Consider the following 18,694-nt stretch of genomic DNA (forward strand, 5'->3'; position numbering starts at 1 on the left):
TTAAACCTATGCAGCTTTTTTAGTACTTCTTAAAGTAACTCCAATCGAGGCCAGCATTACGCAAGCCAAAGCCACCCATTGCAGCATGCTGATTTCTTCGTGAAGTAATAGGAAACCCGTTAATGCTGCCAATGCTGGCGCTAAACTCGTTAGAGTGCCATAAGTTAATTTATTGAGTTGTTTGAGTGCCATTAAGTCGAGTGCATAGGGAATTGCAGTTGCTAAAATAGCGATAAGTAATGCTTTACCCCAGTACTGTGTCTCAAGTAATGCAGGTGCATTATGCCAAATACCAATTGGTAGTAATGCAAGTGCAGATACGCCGATTCCAATTGTTAATGCATGCATTCCTATATTTTGAGTCACAACTTTATGGCCGAAATAAATATAGAACGCCCAGCAAAGCCCAGCACCTAGAGCACATGCTGCACCTATATATGAGAAATGGTGCTGAACTGGGTTTTGCCAAGGTACCATAAGTGCAATACCTAACATGGCAAGCGCTACCCAAATGTAGTCGCTCTTTTGTTTAATCGAAAGAAGCGCAAGACCTAATGGACCAATAAACTCTAATCCAACAGCAATCCCTTGGGGTAATTTTCCAAGCGACGTATAAAATAAAATATTCATTAACCCTAAAGATGCACAGTACATCAATAAATCACGCCATTTTAAGTAGGGTAAGCGCGACCAGATTTTCCAAGAGCGAAACATGACCGCAACAATAACTGTGGCAAAACATAACCTTAAGATAGTAACGGTAAGGGGGTCCAAAGCTGCAATAAGTTGCTTAGCAAATGAGGCGCTGATTTGATATGAGACCATCGACAAAATCATGTATAGCACAGCAATAATTGAAAGATTTTGCATGGACAGACCTTAACGCTTCATTTGATATTTAAAAAATAAGAGTGATTAATTATAGCCAATATTGTGTTTTAACCAGCAGGTTTTATAGCGTTAACCTGCTGTTTTTTCACGTTGTTGACGAGCTTTCTGGGTCGTTATGGTACAACCGACGGAAGCAGTAATAATTGTTGCGAGCGCCAACCATTGGTTCCATAACAGATATTCGCCTAAAAATATAAAGCCAGAAAGGGCTGCAACTGCAGGTTCTAGGCTCATCAATGTTCCAAAGCTTAGTGGGGTTAAATTGCGTAGTGCTAACATTTCTAAAGAAAACGGAAGCGCACTGGCCAAAATTGCTAAGCCAATAAAATAAAAAAGATAGGGCAGCCCTATAACTTGAGCAATTGAACCTGAAAAAAATGTAATTGGTAAAAGTATGCAAGCACCTATAGCCATACCCAAGCAAACGGTATGATTACCTGAAATTCCAGATGGTTTTTGTCCTGCAATAATATAAAGCGCCCAACATGCGCCCGCACTCATTGCAAATAAAACGCCGATCCAATCCAAGCTATGAGCTTGATTAAAAGGAAATAATAAAATGAGTCCAAGAATTGCGAAAGTGACCCATACAAAATCATATTTTTGGCGAGCATGATATAAAGCCACGCTTAATGGGCCAATAAATTCAAATGCAACTGCAATACCGATCGGCAAACGTTCAAGAGATAAATAGAAAAGAGCATTCATGCCTGCAAGAGCAAAGCCATAAGCCAAAATCGCTTTCCATCGAACCTGACTAAAATTAATTCGCCAGATTTTAAAAATAAAAGCCAGAATACACGCTCCAATACATAAACGCATTGCAGACACTGTTAAAACGGGAAAGCTCTGAAATAAAACTTTAGCTAACGATGCGCTACTTTGGACGCTCAACATAGCAAGAATAAGGAAGCCCAAAGCATGGAGCTGGGATTTCTGGCTTGGACTGGACATTTTATTATTTGATCAATTGGTATACTTTTCACATGATAATGTAAATACCCATAAAAAAGCCACAGACAATGCTGTGGCTTTTAAATTTACAGTTCGAATTAGAACAATACGCGTACGCGAATTGTGCCTTCAACTTCGTGTAATGTATCTAAAGCTTCTTGAGATGCAGAAGCGTCAACATCCATAATGAGATAACCAATGTCACCTTTAGTCATAAGAGACTGACCAGAAATGTTGATGCCTTGTTCAGCAAACAAGTTGTTGATTTTAGACAATACACCCGGTACGTTTTTATGGATGTGTAGTAAACGGTGTTGACCCGCTGTTAATGGCAACGCGATTTCTGGGAAGTTTACCGCAGAAAGTGTCATACCCTTGTCAGAGTAAGCAACGAATTTCTCTGCTACTTCTAAACCGATGTTTGCTTGAGCTTCCATCGTTGAACCACCAACGTGAGGAGTCAAGATCACGTTGTCTAAACCACGAAGTGGAGACTGGAATTCTTCACCATTTGCTTTTGGTTCTTTAGGGAATACGTCAACCGCTGCACCAGCAAGGTGACCAGATTTGATTGCATCAGCTAAATCTTCGATTACTACACATGTACCACGTGCAGCATTTAAGAAGATTGCGCCTTCTTTCATTTTTGCAAATTGTTCTTTAGTAAAGAAGTTACGTGTAGACGGAACATCTGGTACATGCAAAGTCACAACATCAGCAGTTGCTAAAAGTTCATCTAAAGAACCAACTTGGCGAGCATTACCCATTGGTAACTTAGTGACTGCATCATAATAAATAACATGCATACCCATGCTTTCAGCAAGAACTGAAAGTTGAGAACCGATGGAACCGTAACCCACAATACCTAAAGTTTTGCCACGAGTTTCAAAAGAACCCACAGCAGATTTGTCCCAACCACCACGATGACAAGCCGCTGACTTTTCAGGAACACGGCGAAGAAGAAGAATTGTTTCAGCAAGTACAAGCTCTGCTACCGAACGCGTATTTGAATACGGTGCGTTGAATACAGGAATACCACGTGCCATTGCTGCTTTAAGATCAACTTGGTTTGTTCCGATACAGAAACAACCTACTGCGATCAATTTATTTGCAGCTTCGAAAACTTCTTCAGTCAATTGGGTACGCGAACGAATACCAATAAAGTGAGCATCTTTAATTGCTTCTTTAAGCGCTTCGCCTTCAAGAGCAGTTTTACGATAGTCAATATTGGTGTAACCCGCAGCGTTTAAAGTATCGACTGCGTTTTGGTGAACGCCTTCTAACAAAAGGAAACGGATTTTATCTTTAGGTAGTGAAAGATGTTGGCTCATTACGGCTCCGCTACAAAGGCCAAATTTGGTGGCGGTATAATAACATACTGGGCAGCGCTATAGATATTTCGTTTATACCATCGCCTTATGGCAATTTTATCTATGTCTAATCACTTCTGTTTATGGCTTGCCGAGCGCTATGAAATATGCTTGGTATTCTTGAGGGCTTAGGTTTTCCTTCAGAGCCTTATAAAAACACATTTATTGGTTTTAAACATGTTTTGTAGTGACAGTATCTCTATTATGAACTTTATCGCTTGTGCGGTTACATGTAGAATATAGAAGTTCCTTGAACATTATGGCTTTGCTCAGGTGAAAACCTTGAGAATATGAGGTCATAGTCCCACCACAGTTTACTTCTTGCTAGGTCTGCAAACGATGAATGCTCCAGTCGCTTTAACACCTGAGTTACTCACCCAATTAACAGCAATCGTCGGTGAAAACCGTATTAAAACCGATGCTGATAGTCTCGAAAACTGGGGTAAAGATCATACCAAGCATTTTAATCCGAACCCATCGGTCATCGTTTTTCCATCAACGACTGAACAAGTTCAGGCAGTTGTAAAACTTGCGAACCAGTTTAATGTCGCGATTACGCCGTCTGGTGGCCGTACTGGTCTCTCTGCTGGCGCAGTAGCAACCAATGGTGAAATTGTCATTAGTATGGACAAAATGAACCAGATTCTTGAGTTCTTCCCGGCAGATCGTATGGTGCGTGTTCAAGCTGGTGTTGTGACTGAGCAATTGCAGAATTATGCAGAAGAACAAGGTATGTATTATCCGGTTGACTTTGCATCAGCAGGTTCTAGTCAGATTGGTGGTAATATTGGTACCAATGCTGGCGGTATTAAAGTCATTAAATATGGCATGACACGTAACTGGGTGCTTGGTTTAACTGTAGTTACTGGTAAAGGCGATATTTTACGTTTAAACAAAGGCATGGTTAAAAATGCAACTGGTTATGCATTACAGCATTTGTTTATTGGTGGTGAAGGCACATTAGGTTTAGTGACCGAAGCAGAAATTAAACTTGAGCGTCAACCACAAAACTTACAAGTTTTAGTTTTAGGTGTTCCTGATTTCGATGCAGTAATGCCTGTATTACATGCGTTCCAAAAAGATATCGACTTAACAGCATTTGAGTTCTTTGGTGAACTTGCAATGCAAAAAGTTTTAAACAATGGTCATGTACAACGTCCATTTGAAACCGAATGTCCGTTCTATGTATTGCTTGAGTTTGAAGCACCATACGAGCCGATTATCGACAAAGCAATGGAAATTTTCGAGCACTGTATGGAGCAGGGCTGGGTACTTGATGGCGTGATGAGCCAAAGCCTTGATCAAGTAGAGAGTTTATGGCGTTTACGCGAAGATATTTCTGAATCTATTGCACCGTTTATTCCATACAAAAATGATATTTCTGTATTAATTACTCACGTACCTGCATTTATTCGTGAGATTGATGCAATTGTTCAAGAGAACTATCCTGATTTTGAAATTTGCTGGTTCGGTCATATCGGTGACGGTAACTTGCACTTAAATATTTTGAAACCTGAAAACTTAACCAAAGATGAGTTCTTTGCGAAATGTCAGGTGGTAAATAAATATGTATTTGATACCGTGAAAAAATACGATGGTTCAATCTCTGCTGAGCATGGCGTAGGTATGACGAAAAAGCCATATTTGGAATATTCGCGTTCTCCTGAAGAAATTGAATATATGAAAGCTTTGAAAAAAGTATTTGACCCGAAAGGTATTATGAACCCGGGTAAATTATTTGATCTCTAATGCTTTATTAAATAAAAGAAGTTCTGCTAAAAGCGTATCGTAAGTTACGCTTTTTTATTAATTTTTTTATTTCTTGTACGTTTTCCAACCTGTCAGAATATGATAAATCAACGGTAAAAGACTAAGAGCAAAAAAACTACAAAGCACAATGGCCCATAGAGGTAAATCCCTTGGATTACCTAAAAAGAAATAGGCAAAAATAGAATAAGACAACATCGAAAACATCGCCATTGTTCCAAGTGGAAGCGTGACTTTAAAAATTAACATGCTAGCAAATGTTTTGTAGGGTTCCATGTCGCGCTTTAGACTGTAGGCAATAATTATGAGCAACACATAACCTAAAATAAATAGCATAAATAAAGCGGCTGCAAACAATAGAATTGTTCGCCAGCTCTTTTCTTGCGCTGTGTGATCACCAGATTCATAAACAACAGTAATATGTTCACCAACTACAGGCATATCAACAGAGCGAACTGAATTATCTAAAGTTAGAGTTCTATTTTGATTATCTTTAAATTGAACCTGAGCAGTATGCATGAGTGTTTTAGTTTTATATTTACGCCCATTTGAGTCTGTGCGTTCAGTATCTACCCATTCAGAAGTATAACTCACTACAGTTGCATCGTAAGTTGGTTTGGTTGCTAAGCCGTAGACTGCCTGAGAAACCCAATAAGTAAATGGGAAAAATAAAGCACTAATACTAAAAACCACGGCAAATAAATAAGCAAATTCAAATTTACTACTTTTACGATTTTTAGCTAAACGCTTGACCCAAAACTTGGTGAGTACAAATGACCAAATCATCAAAACTGCAACGACCACCAAGAACACTTGTCCCGCATAAGTCAGTTGCATAACGATCCTATTTGTTATGTGTATTTGAAGTTAATTTTATCAAACGATTGTCATTAAAGTTGAGTAAGCAAGAACAAATATTTGGTCTGTAAAAGAGTAGCCATACTTACAACTACATAGTTTCTACAGAGTAACCGAGCAAGGCATAGCATCATAAAGCTATGCTTTTTGTTTTGGTGATAAAGATGCAACGTTTATTTTTAATTTCGGCACTTTGTGCTGGGCTTTTCACTGGGTGTGCGACGACCAGTAAATTAATTCCATTTGTGGGTTCGGAAACCCCAATGCAACAAGTACTTAAAGCTCAACCTGAGATTGTAAAAGAGCACAATAACACCTCAGTTCAGCAAGTGTTTAACCGTGTAGAGTCTCCGACTGTTTCTCGTATTACGGTCATTCAAACAGGTTTAATGGATGACTCTGTTTCAGCTATTCGTACAGAATATTCATTTAAATTAGTCGATGAAAAGTGGCAATTGCAAAATAAGCAAAAGAGCTACCAATGTGCGAGAGGAAAAAATACTAAAGGTTTCCAAACACAGCTTTGCTCATAAAAATAAAAAGACGATAAATATATCGTCTTTTTTATACCCTTTAAATTATGCGCCACTCTCTAAAATTCTAATTTTGACATCAACGACATCATCTTTGACTGCTTCATGATGCGCTTGCATATGAGGTGTAGCTAAGTGTGCTTCAAGATGAGCCACGCTTTCCCATTTTTCTAACATAACAATCGTGTCAGGCTCTTGAGTCTGGAAGCTCGCATTTGATTTATGGTCAATTAAAGGTTCATAACCATGACAACCTTCTTCTGCTAAAACAGTTGGAATGATTTTCTGAAATGCATCCAATACGTTTTGGCGGTGCTGTCCACCCGATTGAGTACGAATTTCCGCAATAATGGTAAGCATGGTTTTCTCCGGATTAGGCTGCTGCAAATACAGTGTTTAGATGTGCTTTATATTCTTCAACGTAACTATCAATGTCAGGCATTTTAATTACATCATTTACAATAAATGTTGGTAGGGTACTCATACCTAAGAACTGATTGGCTTTATGAAATGGTAAATAAACACCATCTACACCAACGCCGTGGAAGAACTGATCCGCATCGTCAAATGCTTCCATCGGTGCATTCCAAGTGAGTGACAGCATATATTTCTTGTCATGAATTAAACCACCTGAACCATATTTTTTTGAGGCATCAGAGCGGCTACGACCATCGTTTGCATATAATGAACCGTGACCTGTCGTAAATACATCATCAATATATTTTTTTACAGTCCACGGTGCACCCATCCACCAGCCGGGCATTTGATAAATCACGACATCTGCCCATAAGAATTTTTCTACCTCAGCTTCTGCATTGTAGTCGCTATCTGCACGAGTGACTTGTACGTCATGGCCTAGTTCAGTGAGATGGTCCGTTGCCAATGCCGTGAGTGTGTCATTTAATTCACCATTTGAATGCGCAAATTGTTTAGCGCCATTAATGACTAAAATATTGCTCATGGAAGTTTCTCTAATTCAATTCTTAAACTTGAGCGATACTTTAGAGAAGATACTCTTAGAGAAAAATGCAGTAATTGGAAAAATATTATTGAGTAAAAATCACTAATATGGACTGGATATATTGTATTTATGCTTTACTTGAAAGATATATTTTACAAAGTTGAACGGAAAAAATTGTTTGTAGCCTTTAGCATCAAGGTGAAGTTGTGGTGGAGTTGAGTATGAAAAAAATTGGTTTACTCATGATGGGTAATTTATTGGTTCTGAGTGCATGTACACCGAATACAAACCCACCTACACCTCAAGCTAATAGTCCGATACAAGCTGTTTTGATCGATCAACCAAACCTTTTAAATAACGCAAGTAATTTAAGTATTTCACAGCAAATGAATGCTTTGGATGATGCTTCTAATGCACAAGTAACTATTTTACAAACTGTGCCTAGTGAAGATGCTATATCAAAAACACGTACTGAATATTTATTAAAACGTGATCAGACCATTTGGAAAATCGTAAATAAAAAGCAAAGCTACCAATGTACAAAAGGGCAGGAAACAACAGATTTCCAAGTTAATCCTTGTCCTTAAGGCTGAATCCTTAGAAGATATGTGGATAACTTTAGAGTTATTCACAATATAAAAGTGGGTTGAGGCTAAGCAAAATATAGAATTTAAAATGGTTGGAATTGTCCGATTGCTGATCAATATAAAAAGTGATATTGTGTCATCCGGCAATTAAGCCAAATGGTAAAAATTACCGAATCTCACGTCATACATTTTTTCTTGTCTTAGACACCTTGTGAATACGGTGTTTCACATTCTAAACATGCACTCTCACGGCATATAACAGCTTAACTAAAGATTGACTGACCATACTGTCATCGTCATGACTACATTATTTATTTCAATATGTAGTTGCTGAGACATTTTGGCCGCTATTTTGAAGTGTACAACTCATGAATAATATTCAAACGACAGCGTTGAACCGTACAACGTTGATGTTTCCTTTAGCTTTAGTGCTATTTGAATTTGCGGTTTATATTGGTAATGACCTGATTCAGCCAGCTATGTTGGCAATTACTGAAGATTTTGGTGTGAGTGCAACTTGGGCACCGTCTTCAATGTCATTTTATTTATTAGGTGGTGCATCTGTTGCATGGTTACTTGGGCCTTTATCAGACCGATTGGGCCGTAAGAAAGTTCTTTTAACTGGTGTATTATTTTTTGCCTTGTGTTGTTTTTTGATTTTATTAACAAGACAAATCGAACACTTTCTGATATTACGTTTTCTACAAGGTATTGGGCTAAGTGTAATTTCAGCAGTCGGATATGCGGCAATTCAAGAAAATTTTACCGAACGTGATGCAATTAAAGTCATGGCACTCATGGCAAATATCTCATTACTTGCGCCCTTGCTAGGACCTGTACTTGGAGCTTTCTTAATTGATTATGTATCTTGGCACTGGGGTTTTGTGGCAATTGCTTTACTTGCACTGCTGAGTTGGGTTGGCTTAAAGAAACAAATGCCGAGTCAGAAGGTGAGTGTAACCAAGCAGCCTTTTAGCTATCTTTTTGATGACTTTAAAAAAGTATTTAGCAATCGGCAATTCCTTGGTTTAACGCTAGCCTTACCGCTTGTCGGTATGCCGCTTATGCTTTGGATTGCGTTATCGCCCATTATTTTGGTCGATGAACTCAAGCTAACGAGTGTGCAATATGGATTAGCTCAATTCCCAGTATTTTTAGGTTTAATTGTAGGTAACATCGTTTTAATTAAAATTATTGACCGTTTGGCTTTAGGTAAAACAGTCCTAATTGGTTTACCGATTATGCTCACTGGTACAGTCATTTTAATATTAGGTGTTGTCTGGCAAACCTATTTAATTCCTTGTTTACTTACGGGAATGACACTTATTTGCTTTGGTGAAGGAATTAGTTTCTCAGTGTCGTATCGCTTTGCACTTATGTCATCTGAAGTGTCGAAAGGAACTGTAGCTGCTGCTGTTTCAATGCTATTAATGACGAGCTTTTTTGCAATGATTGAGCTTGTACGTTATCTCTATACTCAATTTCACTTATGGGCTTTCGTGCTATCTGCTTTTGCATTTATCGCACTGTGGTTTACTCAACCACGCTTGGCCTTAAAAGAGGAAATGCAGGAAAGAGTTGCACAAAATTTACATTAAAAAATACCGGAATTTATATTCCGGTATTTTTTATTCTACTTAATTTCTTGCTCTAAAAGTTTGTTTTTAAGGGTCAACAACTCAGGCAAGGTTTCTAATAGTAAGCTCATTTGTTTTAACACGAGCGTGTAGCTTTCTGAAAAGTCTTCATGAGTTGTTAAGCTTTGAATTTGTTTTAAAGTTTGCCCAATAAAATTCAAGTCAACAGAAACTTGTTCAAATAAACTTTGGTTAAGAATTTGCTGGCAATCCAGTAAAAGCTGTAATACCTGTTGATCTTCAATTTTTTGTCTTTGGCTACCTAATGCTGCGACATAACTCAACTGGCTATGACTATAAACTAAATAACGAAAGGCGTAATGAATCAGCTCTGGTTTTGGGTTGGGCTCAGCACTTAAGCTCGAAATCATATTCGAGAGCTCAATTTGTGCATTATGTGCAGCACGGCGAATTCTACGATATTCAATGTCCTGATTTTTACCATGCTGGTATTGCTCAACAATCACATTGAAATAATCCAGGGTGGCTTGGCTACTTTTTTTAATATTGTTTGGAATATTACGAAAATTCCAGTCTGGCCATATAAAATTAACAGCAAGCCATGCAATAAAGCAGCCTAATAAGGTGTCGATTAGACGAGGTAAAATAATACTAAAACCTGCGCCTTTTAAGTTGAAAATGAGCAATACCATTAAGGTTGCCATCAGTGTTGCCAACGCATATTTCTTCTGGCGCAAGTAGAAAAAGCTAACTCCACAAATAATAGTGAGAATGAGTTGACCTTCAATGCTTGGAACAAAATACAAAATAGGAATACCCCATAAAACGCCAAGTAAGGTTCCAATTGTTCTAAGTTTTAAACGGCTTTTGGTTGCAAAGTAAGTAATTTGGCAAACAAATAAACTAGTGAGTAAAATCCAGTAGCCATGTTGGGCAAAAGGTAATAGAGAAATTGCGTAACCCGCAGCAAACACAACCGCAATTCGTATTGCATGTCTAAATAGGGCAGATTGTGGTGTTAGTTGCTGCCGAATTTTTAATACAAGGTCAGAAAAACCTTGAATATCATCATCTAGCAAATTGAGGTGTTCTTGTTTGTTTTGACTTAGCGTTTCATTAAACGGTTGCGCATATTGAAGCTGTTCAAATTGTTCATGCATGCCTTTTAAATTATTAAAAATCAATTTTAGATTTTTAACTTCAAAATTTTGCGGGTGCTGTTGTATCCAGTCTTTTAAAGAACTTTCCAGATGGTTTAAAACAATTTGTCCTTCTTGAGAAGACTGATATTGCTGGTTATGCAAAATACATTGGGCTAAATCGTGGCAAGCTTGGGCCTGTAAACGCAGATTTTTTTGAAAACGGAAAATAAGATCACTACGGCTAAAGTTTTGTTGAATATGTTCGTAGTGTAGATAATTAGAAGTCGCTTGTTCATGTATATCGCGGGCAAAAAAGTACAGGTTTAACCAGTAAATACTTTTATTACTGACTCGTGATGCCTTAAGACGAGTTAGCAGGGAACTACGTATTTGGTTAAGACTTTGCGCGACTTGCGTATTTTGGAATGATAATTCAAATAAAAGCTGTTCAACATTTTCTTTATTATCAGGATCGAACAAGCGTGCTTTAGCTTGAAGTAAGGCAGAGATTTCTTCAAAAATTTGCGAAAGCTTATCTTGTAAAGGAAGGGTTGGTTTAAGAATAAAAAATAAAATAGAAGTTAGACCGTACCACAGTGCGCCATAGACAAAATAAGTAGGCTGTTGATACCAGTGAGCATATTCTCCTAAACCAAACATGCTATAAATTGAAAGTAAAATTGTACCAAAAGAAATGGTAGCGTAGCGCTGACCTAAGGCACCCAATAAAATGAAACAAGCACTTGAAATTGAAAGATATAAAATAAATAAAAGTTTATAGGGTGCTAAAAATCCAAGAATAGTGCTGACAGTAAAAAAGAGTAGGCAGACATACAGTAAGTTGCGTAAACGAAGACTTAAGCGATCATCAAAATCTGTTAGTGCTGCGGCAATCGCACCTAACGTTACAGGAACAATGAGTTCGTTATGACCCAACCACAGTAAGCCTAAAGTTGTGCCTGTGAGTACAATTAAAATTTGCAGGCAGTAAATTAAAATTGAATTCGCTTTAAAACGATTAAATATTTGAGTCAAATAATTCACGGCTTTTTTCTAAATGAGAGGGTACGTGATAAGAGGTATTTAAATTTTTATTACTTGAAAAATATTATGCGTTTTATTTAAAAAAGTCAGTTTGTTTTTAAGATTTTATAATAATTAATTTGTCTAAACTGCTTAATAAAATAACAAAATTGTGGATATCTTTTTAGATACCCACAATTTAAAAAATAACAAATTATTGAATTACGCCACAGGCAATTCGTGCTCCGCCACCGCCTAAAGGTAGAGGAGAATCTGAATAGTTATCACCGCCCGCATGAATCATGATGGCACGACCTTGAATGTCAGCAAGTTTTAAACGTGGCGCAATAACAGCGGTAGTAGCAACACCAGTGCTGTCGACGACTAATGCTGGTAAGTCGCCCAAGTGTCCGGTAGTTGGCGTACCATGATGTGGTGCTTGATTAGGGTTATAGTGACTACCCGCAGCTAAAGCAGCACCTGGTTTTCCGTCTTTAACAGCAGGAGCACACGATGCATTTTCATGAATATGGAAACCACGAGTACCGCTTGGTAAATCTGCTAAAGCAGGGGTAATAATTAAGCCTTTATCACTGTCTTGAAAGCTAATCGTCCCTATTTTTTTTCCAATCCCATTAGCTGTGACTTCATTTACATCGACTACTTTTTTGGTATGCATTGTCGTTAATGCATGAGTCGTATCAGATACTGTTTTGCTTACCGTACTACAACCAACTGTTAATAAAACTGTTAGTGCACATACTGCACTCATTTTATTTAATACTGGCATTATTAGATGTCCTTATAGATATAAATCTGATTTTTTTATTCAAACAAAGGCCTGTAAACCCTACAAGTTAATTTAAATAGTCACTTTGTATCCTGAAACATTTTTAAATCATTGGCTTAATTTTTAGATGGTGGTAAATCATCATCCGAATCATAAATCATAGTGGTTTTTGGCATCGGTTCAGGATCAATGGTTTCATGGAGCCATTCGCGCCAAATCGCTAATAGAACGGCTAAAATAACTGGCCCAATAAATAAACCGACTAAACCAAAACTCGCAATACCACCTAATACACCAAACATAATCAGTAAAAACGGAATTTGGGTTGCACCAGAGATCACAAGAGGGCGAATCACATTGTCTGAGCTACTTACAATCAGAACACCCCATAAAACCACGCCAATGGCTTCCATGGTTTGCCCTTGTGAAAACAGCCATAGACCAACACCTAAATAGGAAACAGGGGTACCGAAGGGAATGAGTGCTAATAAGAACGTCGCAATCGTGAGCACCATTGGATTGGGTACACCAGCGACGAAATAACTCAATCCAGCAAGTACTGCTTGAGCAATTGCAGTTAAACCGACACCATAGACAACGGCACGGGTTGTTTCTGAAATTGTATCTAGATAATGGTGAATACGTAGGCCAATCACCATTTCTAAGGCTTTACTCACTTGAGTTAAGATCGTGTGACCGTCACGGTAAAAGAAGAAAAGACTTAAAATTGCAAAACCAAGTTTGACGAGATTTTTACTAATTTCATTGATTAAAACTCGCCCATAACTTAAATGGCTTTGTATCCAAACGGCAATACTCTGAATCGTACTATTTGGGTCGGTGTTTATATCATTTAGTGTTCTGGTTATTTCTTTGCCAATAAAAGGAAGATTTTTAATGAAATCAGGTACGCTTAAATGACCAGAAAAAACCTGACGCTGTAAATCAAGATACAGATTGCGGCCTTCATGTTGCAGAATAAAAATAGCGCAGATTAGGGGTACACCAACAACTAAGATAACAAAGCTAATCATGACTGTGGCATTTAAATTATTACGGTTTTCGCCAAAAAAACGCTGAATTCTTAAATAAATTGGCCAAGTCATGTAGGCGATAATCGCAGCCCAAACTACAGGTACAATAAAGTACTTCAGGATGTTAAATCCTAAAAATAACAGGATGAAAAACAGCCCAAACAATAAAACGCGCTGTAAAGTAGGAGCGTATGGATGCACGAACAAAAATTCTCTAATTATTTAAATAGAATGGGGTCATATTAACTGAAAAATGACCTGAGGCAAATTTTAGGCAGAAATGCTGATCTATACATTCCTGCTCAATAAAAATGAAAAAGTTATTTTTAAAACCACTCGGACTTATCTTCGATTAGTTTATTTAAAAGTGGCTGCCACTGGCTTTGAATTGCAATAAAGTTTTTTTGTGGTTTATCAAACACACTCAAACCTTGCATTGCTAAACTGCCATAAGCACTACGCTCTGCAATCCATGCAATCGGTTCATGTTCGATTTTTTCAAAAAATTGCTGAATATCTTTTGAGCTAGCACTATTCGGTTTAACACGATTTGCAAGCAGTAAAATTTGTACTTTTCCTTTGCGAATACGTTTAATATCCTGCAAATGCTTGAGAAAACGACGTGTACTGTCGATATCAAAAAATGAAGGTTGAAGTGGTGTAATAATGGCATGAGCTTCGCTGACTAATTGTTCAGCATGGTCGCCTGAAAGAGCGCCGGGTGCATCAATAATTAAATAATCTAAATTTTTAGGTGCATCACCAATAGATTTTTCTTGGCGCCAATCAAGGCTTTGAATTGCAGCTACATTTTCTGGACGTTGCTTTAACCATTGTAAGGAAGATTTTTGGTTATCAGAATCCGCTAAAGCTACTTTATATCCTTTTTGTGCCAAAGCTGTTGCCAACGTAATGGCTGTCATGGTTTTTCCGCATCCACCTTTTTGATTTGCAATAAGTATCGTTTTCATAAATTCAGTTATATTCAGCAGCACACTTGTTCTGCTTATACCTTAGCATCTTTTTATGAGAAGTAGATGACTGCCTTTGACAAAAGTTTAAGCTAGTTCGTAATTTTAGATATGATTGCTCATCTACCGTGATGATATGTATTTATTAAGGAAAATTTATGTCCGTATGGCTGGCCATGCTTATAGGTGCTGGTATTGGTATTATTATCACAACGCTTATTTTATCAAATACCCGTAATGGTCGAATCAAGGCTGAATACGAGCAATACATTGCAGAGTTAGAGCTTGAGCATCAACAGGCCCTTGCCCAGGCACAAAAGCGGAGTGTGAATACAAGCCGCGCTGTATTAAAAGGTAAAATGGCAGAACAATTTGCTCCGATTTTACCTGAGTTTCAATACTTACCTAGTGATGCCAAATTTCTGGGTGACCCGGTTGATTACGTTATTTTTGATGGCTATACCGATTTTAGAGATGGAGATGGAACTGCCGAGGATATCCAGATTATCTTGCTTGATATTAAAAGTGGGGGAGCTCGTCTAACCAAAGGACAGCAAGCAATTGCTCAAGCAATAAAAGAAGGAAAGGTACGCTTTGAAACGTTGCGAATTGATTTTGAAGATTAACAATCAATTTAATTAGGCACAAAAATAGACGAAATTGATCTGTATTGTTACTAAATACCGATATTTTTTTCATCGCTTAGAGCTACTATAAATTAGAGATCTGCTGCATTTGATCTAGTAATATTTGAGGTATAAAGCGATGAAAAAACAACATGTAATGCTAGGCTTATTGGCCTCTTTATGTATCAGCTCAGCTTTTGCTTCGACGGCCTCTATTTCTGGTGAATATAATATTGCAAATGGTTTGTTACCGATTGAAAAAGATCAGTCAATTTCTGTGTTACAGCCATTTCAAGGCAATTTTAGAATTTTAGGTTCAAAAATTTATAAAAATGATGAACAAGCTAAGTTTTCACCGATCGATTATGCGGTAAGTTGGGGGCTATTTGCTCAACCAGATATTGCTCGTACCATTTCAGTTAAACAGTATGACCGCTATTTAAACTGGAAAATGAGTAAGCTTCCTGTACCTGCTGAGCAAGCGATGCAAATGGTGTCTAATATGCACATCATTCCTGCGAGTCCTCAAATTGCTCAACAAATTAAACGAGTTAAACGCGGTGACTTGGTATACCTCAAAGGTGAATTGGTCGAAATTAAAGATAAAAATTTAGTTTGGCGATCATCTTTAACCTCAACTGATACAGGTGATGGTGCATGTGAGTTATTCCGTGTTCAATCGATTCATTGGGTTGAAAAACAAAATATATAAATTAAAAAGCCTTCTTGTTCAGAAGGCTTTTTATTGCACACTATAAAATTAATGCTGCTGTGAAGCTTTCCAGTATTTCAACTGGTTCTGAGCTTGTAAGTAGTCAGCAAGTTGATTGACTTGTTCATCTTTATTGGCCTGTTTATCACTGATATGTTTTTCTTGGTTTTCCCAATATTGATAAAATAAGCCTTGAATATAGCGACCTTGTTCAGTTTTTAAGTCGAGGTCTTTTAACATGGTCAATGCCGAGCGAACATTATCAAGTGTACGTTTTTGTTCAAACTCTGTGGTGAGTGTACCTGCCGCATGCATTTTTTCTAACTCAGTTTCCATTTCATCGCTCATTTCAGTAAAGCGACGGTCATAGTCTTCTAATAAAGCAATATCATGCGCATCGTCAGCAGTGGCTGCGAACTTTTTAACAGGCCTTTCATTGAGCTTTTCCATCACCTGATCAGTAGATGAACTTGTATGAGGTTGCTCAGTCTTTGCTGGTTCATCTGCTTTTTTACAAGCAGTCAATAATAGGCTAGAGCTGAGCAAAGACATTAAGATGATATGAGGCGTTTTTTTTAACATAGCTTTCAACCGAACCTATTCTCTATGATTTGACGACGTACTTTTTTGAAAGTGATATGCATATGTGACATATGGAAAATCAATCTGATCTTGTGGGCCTAGGCCTGTAAAATCATAAACAATTTTCTCAAATTGAGCCTTGAGCTGTAATTGATCTTTTTCAGTCATTGCTGCAATAAAACTTGTAGAGAGTAATCTTTTACTCACCACTTGTTCGACAGTACCATGCTGTGATTGCGAAAAAGTTTCTAAACTGTCAAAACTAAATAAATTTTGGTTTTCAAAAACCTTTTTCCACTTTTCACTATGGTAACGCGGTGTATCGCCTTCAAGAGGTAGTAAAAAATCGGCTAAGGCTTTCACCCAGTCTGTACGCTCATCACGCTGATTCCAAACGAGACCTAAATGTCCTTGCGGTTTTAATATTCGATGGATTTCGGTCAGTGTTTCCATGTTGTCGAACCAATGGAAAGATTGAGCGCAAATGACCGCATCAATTTGTTGATCATTTACCGGAATAGCATGGCTAAATGCCTGTAAAGTTTTAATATCAGTATATGCTTGCTGAAGCTGTTGTAACATCTCGCCAATTGGCTCTACTGCAATAATATTGGCACGTGTTTGTTTTAAGTAGGGTAAGAATTTGCCAGTACCTGAGCCAAGATCAATAACAGTAGAATTTTCATGTATTTGGAGACGTTCTTGCAGCCAACAGACTATTTCTGCTGGATAATTCGGCCTAACTTGCTGATAAAGCTCCGCAGCGGAGCTGAATCCTTTTTGAGCGGTAGGATGTAAGGATTGTGTCATATTTTGCGCTTTTTAATCTGACTGGCATCTATAAAATAAGATACTCCGCAATCATAAATTGGCAAAACACCTATTTTGTTTCATTTTTGACGATGTATGTGGGAGTAAATTTTCTTTCGGTGTGAGCATGGATAAGCAAATTATTTTTGAAGACGAACACATTAGAGCCATTTTTTTACAAGGCGATTCTAATACATTAGTTCTCTCTTTTGGCGATTTGATTACCCGAGCGAGTGGCTTATCTATCAATGCTGAAAAGTCTCTAATAAAGTACCAATACAATGTTATTGGGATTATGCCAAAACAAAAATCATGGTTCCCAAAAGCCAGTATGGTTGAAATGGCTAAAGCCATTTTGCCTATTCTTCAGCGTTTTAAAAATATTGTAGGTTATGGCGGCTCAATGGGCGGCTATGCAGCAATCAAGTATTCGAACCTTTTAAATATGAATCGAATCGTTGCATTTGTACCTCAATATTCAATTGACCCTGAACAGGTTGAAGATCGCCGCTATGCTGAATTCTTTGATGCTGTTGCAAATAAAGATATGCAAATTCAGTTGCAAGATGTAGATGCAAGTCGTGAATATATTATTGTTTATGATCCTTACTTTGTTGTCGATCGCGAACATTACTTAAAAATAAAAGAGCTATTGCCAAGTTTACATACGGTTCATTTACCTTTTACAGGGCATGAAGCTTTATCAGTATTGGCAAGCTCAAGTCTGTTACATGATTTTATTGAGCATGAATTTGATGAAACGTATTTCTATCAACATGTTCGTAAAATCAAAAAACAAAGTAAATTCTATTACCGTAATGTACTTGCGAATGTGCTGACATACCATGACAGCATATTATTAAAAATTTTACGTCAAAATGATTTTCAATTAGATGAACGTTATTTAGATAACCCGCTCAAGCAAGCGATTACACGTAGTCTTTTAAAGACAAAGCAGGCAACTGAGCACGATTTTCAAAAGCTTGGAATTAAAATTCAGTACATTCAGCAAGTTGCAACTTATAAAAAAGGTTTGCAGACTCACTCTGATACAGTCTTGGTATTCAATTTAATTAATTTAAAGCTTGAAGCTTATGCTATAGATGTTGTGCTAGCAAACACATCGTATCTGATCCCGATTGTGACAGAGCAGACTGGAGTTGCACATATTGAATTAAATAATGAAATTTATTTGTTAGGTATGAATGACCGAAAAATTATTAAATTATTCAAACAAGGTGATGCATTAAGCTCGGATATGAGTCCGTTTGTCATTAAACAATATGCTGATTTTTTTGCATTGAGCTACAAGCAATTTAATTTAGATTGTGATGAGCAAGGCGTTTGTGACTACATTGAAGGTTCAGTTCAACCATCGCAACAATTTGTACTGACCAGTTATTAATTTTAATTTACTGATTAAATAAAGCCCAAATCTTCAAATTTGGGCTTTATTTTTTGCTCAAAAAATATTTTTTTATTAAT

19 protein-coding genes are annotated in these 18,694 nt (G+C 37.4%); 7 read left to right on the forward strand and 12 right to left on the reverse strand.

Annotation, left to right across the window (positions count from 1 at the left end; all coding sequences use genetic code 11):
• Positions 1-6: 6 nt before the first annotated feature.
• The 3 genes from F984_RS19985 to serA form a co-directional block, all read right to left on the reverse strand.
• Entirely contained in the window at positions 7-870 is an 864-nt protein-coding gene (locus F984_RS19985) for an EamA family transporter (protein WP_004711711.1), read from the reverse strand.
• A 90-nt stretch (positions 871-960) separates the two neighbouring features.
• A complete protein-coding gene (locus tag F984_RS19990; protein ID WP_004711713.1) occupies positions 961-1,845 on the reverse strand; it encodes an EamA family transporter in 885 nt (294 codons plus the stop codon).
• Between the two features lie 98 nt (positions 1,846-1,943).
• Positions 1,944-3,176 (reverse strand): phosphoglycerate dehydrogenase, encoded by a 1,233-nt coding sequence (gene serA / locus F984_RS19995; RefSeq protein WP_002051786.1) that lies wholly within the window; start codon positions 3,174-3,176, stop codon positions 1,944-1,946.
• A 378-nt stretch (positions 3,177-3,554) separates the two neighbouring features.
• On the opposite strand from serA, the gene F984_RS20000 reads away from it, so the two are divergent.
• Positions 3,555-4,964 (forward strand): FAD-binding oxidoreductase, encoded by a 1,410-nt coding sequence (locus F984_RS20000; RefSeq protein WP_002051720.1) that lies wholly within the window; start codon positions 3,555-3,557, stop codon positions 4,962-4,964.
• 66 nt (positions 4,965-5,030) lie between these two features.
• Here F984_RS20000 and F984_RS20005 read toward each other — a convergent pair whose 3' ends face one another.
• Complete coding sequence (locus tag F984_RS20005) at positions 5,031-5,819, reverse strand: hypothetical protein (RefSeq protein ID WP_004711715.1); 789 nt, start codon at positions 5,817-5,819, stop codon at positions 5,031-5,033.
• Between the two features lie 185 nt (positions 5,820-6,004).
• Here F984_RS20005 and F984_RS20010 point away from each other — a divergent pair, with 185 nt between their 5' ends.
• Positions 6,005-6,373, forward strand: a complete 369-nt coding sequence (locus tag F984_RS20010) for a hypothetical protein (RefSeq protein ID WP_002051640.1) — start codon at positions 6,005-6,007, stop codon at positions 6,371-6,373.
• Positions 6,374-6,418: 45 nt separating this feature from the next.
• Here F984_RS20010 and F984_RS20015 read toward each other — a convergent pair whose 3' ends face one another.
• Together F984_RS20015 and F984_RS20020 are read right to left on the reverse strand one after the other, a co-directional pair.
• Positions 6,419-6,733: a putative quinol monooxygenase gene (locus tag F984_RS20015; RefSeq protein WP_004711717.1), complete on the reverse strand. Its 315-nt coding sequence runs from the start codon at positions 6,731-6,733 to the stop codon at positions 6,419-6,421.
• A gap of 13 nt (positions 6,734-6,746) precedes the next feature.
• Positions 6,747-7,334, reverse strand: a complete 588-nt coding sequence (locus tag F984_RS20020) for an NAD(P)H-dependent oxidoreductase (RefSeq protein ID WP_002051666.1) — start codon at positions 7,332-7,334, stop codon at positions 6,747-6,749.
• Between the two features lie 221 nt (positions 7,335-7,555).
• Here F984_RS20020 and F984_RS20025 point away from each other — a divergent pair, with 221 nt between their 5' ends.
• Together F984_RS20025 and craA are read left to right on the forward strand one after the other, a co-directional pair.
• Positions 7,556-7,921 (forward strand): hypothetical protein, encoded by a 366-nt coding sequence (locus tag F984_RS20025; RefSeq protein WP_004711720.1) that lies wholly within the window; start codon positions 7,556-7,558, stop codon positions 7,919-7,921.
• Between the two features lie 368 nt (positions 7,922-8,289).
• Positions 8,290-9,519: a chloramphenicol efflux MFS transporter CraA gene (gene craA, locus F984_RS20030; protein ID WP_004711722.1), complete on the forward strand. Its 1,230-nt coding sequence runs from the start codon at positions 8,290-8,292 to the stop codon at positions 9,517-9,519.
• Positions 9,520-9,554: 35 nt separating this feature from the next.
• Here craA and yccS read toward each other — a convergent pair whose 3' ends face one another.
• The 4 genes from yccS to F984_RS20050 form a co-directional block, all read right to left on the reverse strand.
• Positions 9,555-11,705 carry a YccS family putative transporter gene (gene yccS, locus F984_RS20035; protein WP_004711725.1) on the reverse strand — a complete coding sequence of 717 codons (2,151 nt, stop codon included), beginning with the start codon at positions 11,703-11,705 and terminating at the stop codon, positions 9,555-9,557.
• 193 nt (positions 11,706-11,898) lie between these two features.
• The gene (gene sodC / locus F984_RS20040; protein ID WP_004711726.1) at positions 11,899-12,474 is read right to left on the reverse strand and encodes a superoxide dismutase family protein; all 576 of its coding nucleotides are present in this window, start codon (positions 12,472-12,474) and stop codon (positions 11,899-11,901) included.
• Positions 12,475-12,590: 116 nt separating this feature from the next.
• Positions 12,591-13,709 carry an AI-2E family transporter gene (locus tag F984_RS20045; protein ID WP_004711728.1) on the reverse strand — a complete coding sequence of 373 codons (1,119 nt, stop codon included), beginning with the start codon at positions 13,707-13,709 and terminating at the stop codon, positions 12,591-12,593.
• Between the two features lie 125 nt (positions 13,710-13,834).
• On the reverse strand, positions 13,835-14,479 hold the full coding sequence (locus F984_RS20050; RefSeq protein WP_002048798.1) for a ParA family protein: 645 nt from the start codon (positions 14,477-14,479) through the stop codon (positions 13,835-13,837).
• Between the two features lie 158 nt (positions 14,480-14,637).
• On the opposite strand from F984_RS20050, the gene F984_RS20055 reads away from it, so the two are divergent.
• Both F984_RS20055 and F984_RS20060 read left to right on the forward strand, forming a co-directional pair.
• On the forward strand, positions 14,638-15,105 hold the full coding sequence (locus F984_RS20055) for a Holliday junction resolvase-like protein (RefSeq protein ID WP_002048811.1): 468 nt from the start codon (positions 14,638-14,640) through the stop codon (positions 15,103-15,105).
• Between the two features lie 139 nt (positions 15,106-15,244).
• On the forward strand, positions 15,245-15,817 hold the full coding sequence (locus tag F984_RS20060; RefSeq protein WP_004711731.1) for a hypothetical protein: 573 nt from the start codon (positions 15,245-15,247) through the stop codon (positions 15,815-15,817).
• Between the two features lie 48 nt (positions 15,818-15,865).
• Here F984_RS20060 and F984_RS20065 read toward each other — a convergent pair whose 3' ends face one another.
• Both F984_RS20065 and F984_RS20070 read right to left on the reverse strand, forming a co-directional pair.
• The gene (locus F984_RS20065) at positions 15,866-16,399 is read right to left on the reverse strand and encodes a hypothetical protein (RefSeq protein WP_004711732.1); all 534 of its coding nucleotides are present in this window, start codon (positions 16,397-16,399) and stop codon (positions 15,866-15,868) included.
• Positions 16,400-16,414: 15 nt separating this feature from the next.
• A complete protein-coding gene (locus tag F984_RS20070; protein WP_004711734.1) occupies positions 16,415-17,209 on the reverse strand; it encodes a class I SAM-dependent methyltransferase in 795 nt (264 codons plus the stop codon).
• A 127-nt stretch (positions 17,210-17,336) separates the two neighbouring features.
• Between F984_RS20070 and F984_RS20075 the strand changes: the two genes are divergently transcribed.
• The gene (locus F984_RS20075) at positions 17,337-18,614 is read left to right on the forward strand and encodes a hypothetical protein (protein WP_004711737.1); all 1,278 of its coding nucleotides are present in this window, start codon (positions 17,337-17,339) and stop codon (positions 18,612-18,614) included.
• Positions 18,615-18,694 lie beyond the last annotated feature (80 nt).

The organism is Acinetobacter nosocomialis NIPH 2119, assembly GCF_000368085.1.
Taxonomy (GTDB): domain Bacteria; phylum Pseudomonadota; class Gammaproteobacteria; order Pseudomonadales; family Moraxellaceae; genus Acinetobacter; species Acinetobacter nosocomialis.

What these genes read in the sequence shown, in the direction of transcription:
- F984_RS20010 (WP_002051640.1), top strand. Translation starts at nt 6,005, where the DNA reads ATGCAACGTTTATTTTTAATTTCGGCACTTTGTGCTGGGCTTTTCACT.
- F984_RS20065 (WP_004711732.1), bottom strand. Translation starts at nt 16,399, where the DNA reads ATGTTAAAAAAAACGCCTCATATCATCTTAATGTCTTTGCTCAGCTCT.
- F984_RS19985 (WP_004711711.1), bottom strand. Translation starts at nt 870, where the DNA reads ATGCAAAATCTTTCAATTATTGCTGTGCTATACATGATTTTGTCGATG.
- F984_RS20020 (WP_002051666.1), bottom strand. Translation starts at nt 7,334, where the DNA reads ATGAGCAATATTTTAGTCATTAATGGCGCTAAACAATTTGCGCATTCA.
- F984_RS20005 (WP_004711715.1), bottom strand. Translation starts at nt 5,819, where the DNA reads ATGCAACTGACTTATGCGGGACAAGTGTTCTTGGTGGTCGTTGCAGTT.
- F984_RS20060 (WP_004711731.1), top strand. Translation starts at nt 15,245, where the DNA reads ATGAAAAAACAACATGTAATGCTAGGCTTATTGGCCTCTTTATGTATC.
- craA (WP_004711722.1), top strand. Translation starts at nt 8,290, where the DNA reads ATGAATAATATTCAAACGACAGCGTTGAACCGTACAACGTTGATGTTT.
- serA (WP_002051786.1), bottom strand. Translation starts at nt 3,176, where the DNA reads ATGAGCCAACATCTTTCACTACCTAAAGATAAAATCCGTTTCCTTTTG.
- sodC (WP_004711726.1), bottom strand. Translation starts at nt 12,474, where the DNA reads ATGCCAGTATTAAATAAAATGAGTGCAGTATGTGCACTAACAGTTTTA.
- F984_RS20050 (WP_002048798.1), bottom strand. Translation starts at nt 14,479, where the DNA reads ATGAAAACGATACTTATTGCAAATCAAAAAGGTGGATGCGGAAAAACC.
- F984_RS20070 (WP_004711734.1), bottom strand. Translation starts at nt 17,209, where the DNA reads ATGACACAATCCTTACATCCTACCGCTCAAAAAGGATTCAGCTCCGCT.
- F984_RS20000 (WP_002051720.1), top strand. Translation starts at nt 3,555, where the DNA reads ATGAATGCTCCAGTCGCTTTAACACCTGAGTTACTCACCCAATTAACA.
- F984_RS20055 (WP_002048811.1), top strand. Translation starts at nt 14,638, where the DNA reads ATGTCCGTATGGCTGGCCATGCTTATAGGTGCTGGTATTGGTATTATT.
- F984_RS20015 (WP_004711717.1), bottom strand. Translation starts at nt 6,733, where the DNA reads ATGCTTACCATTATTGCGGAAATTCGTACTCAATCGGGTGGACAGCAC.
- F984_RS20025 (WP_004711720.1), top strand. Translation starts at nt 7,556, where the DNA reads ATGAAAAAAATTGGTTTACTCATGATGGGTAATTTATTGGTTCTGAGT.
- F984_RS20075 (WP_004711737.1), top strand. Translation starts at nt 17,337, where the DNA reads ATGGATAAGCAAATTATTTTTGAAGACGAACACATTAGAGCCATTTTT.
- F984_RS19990 (WP_004711713.1), bottom strand. Translation starts at nt 1,845, where the DNA reads ATGTCCAGTCCAAGCCAGAAATCCCAGCTCCATGCTTTGGGCTTCCTT.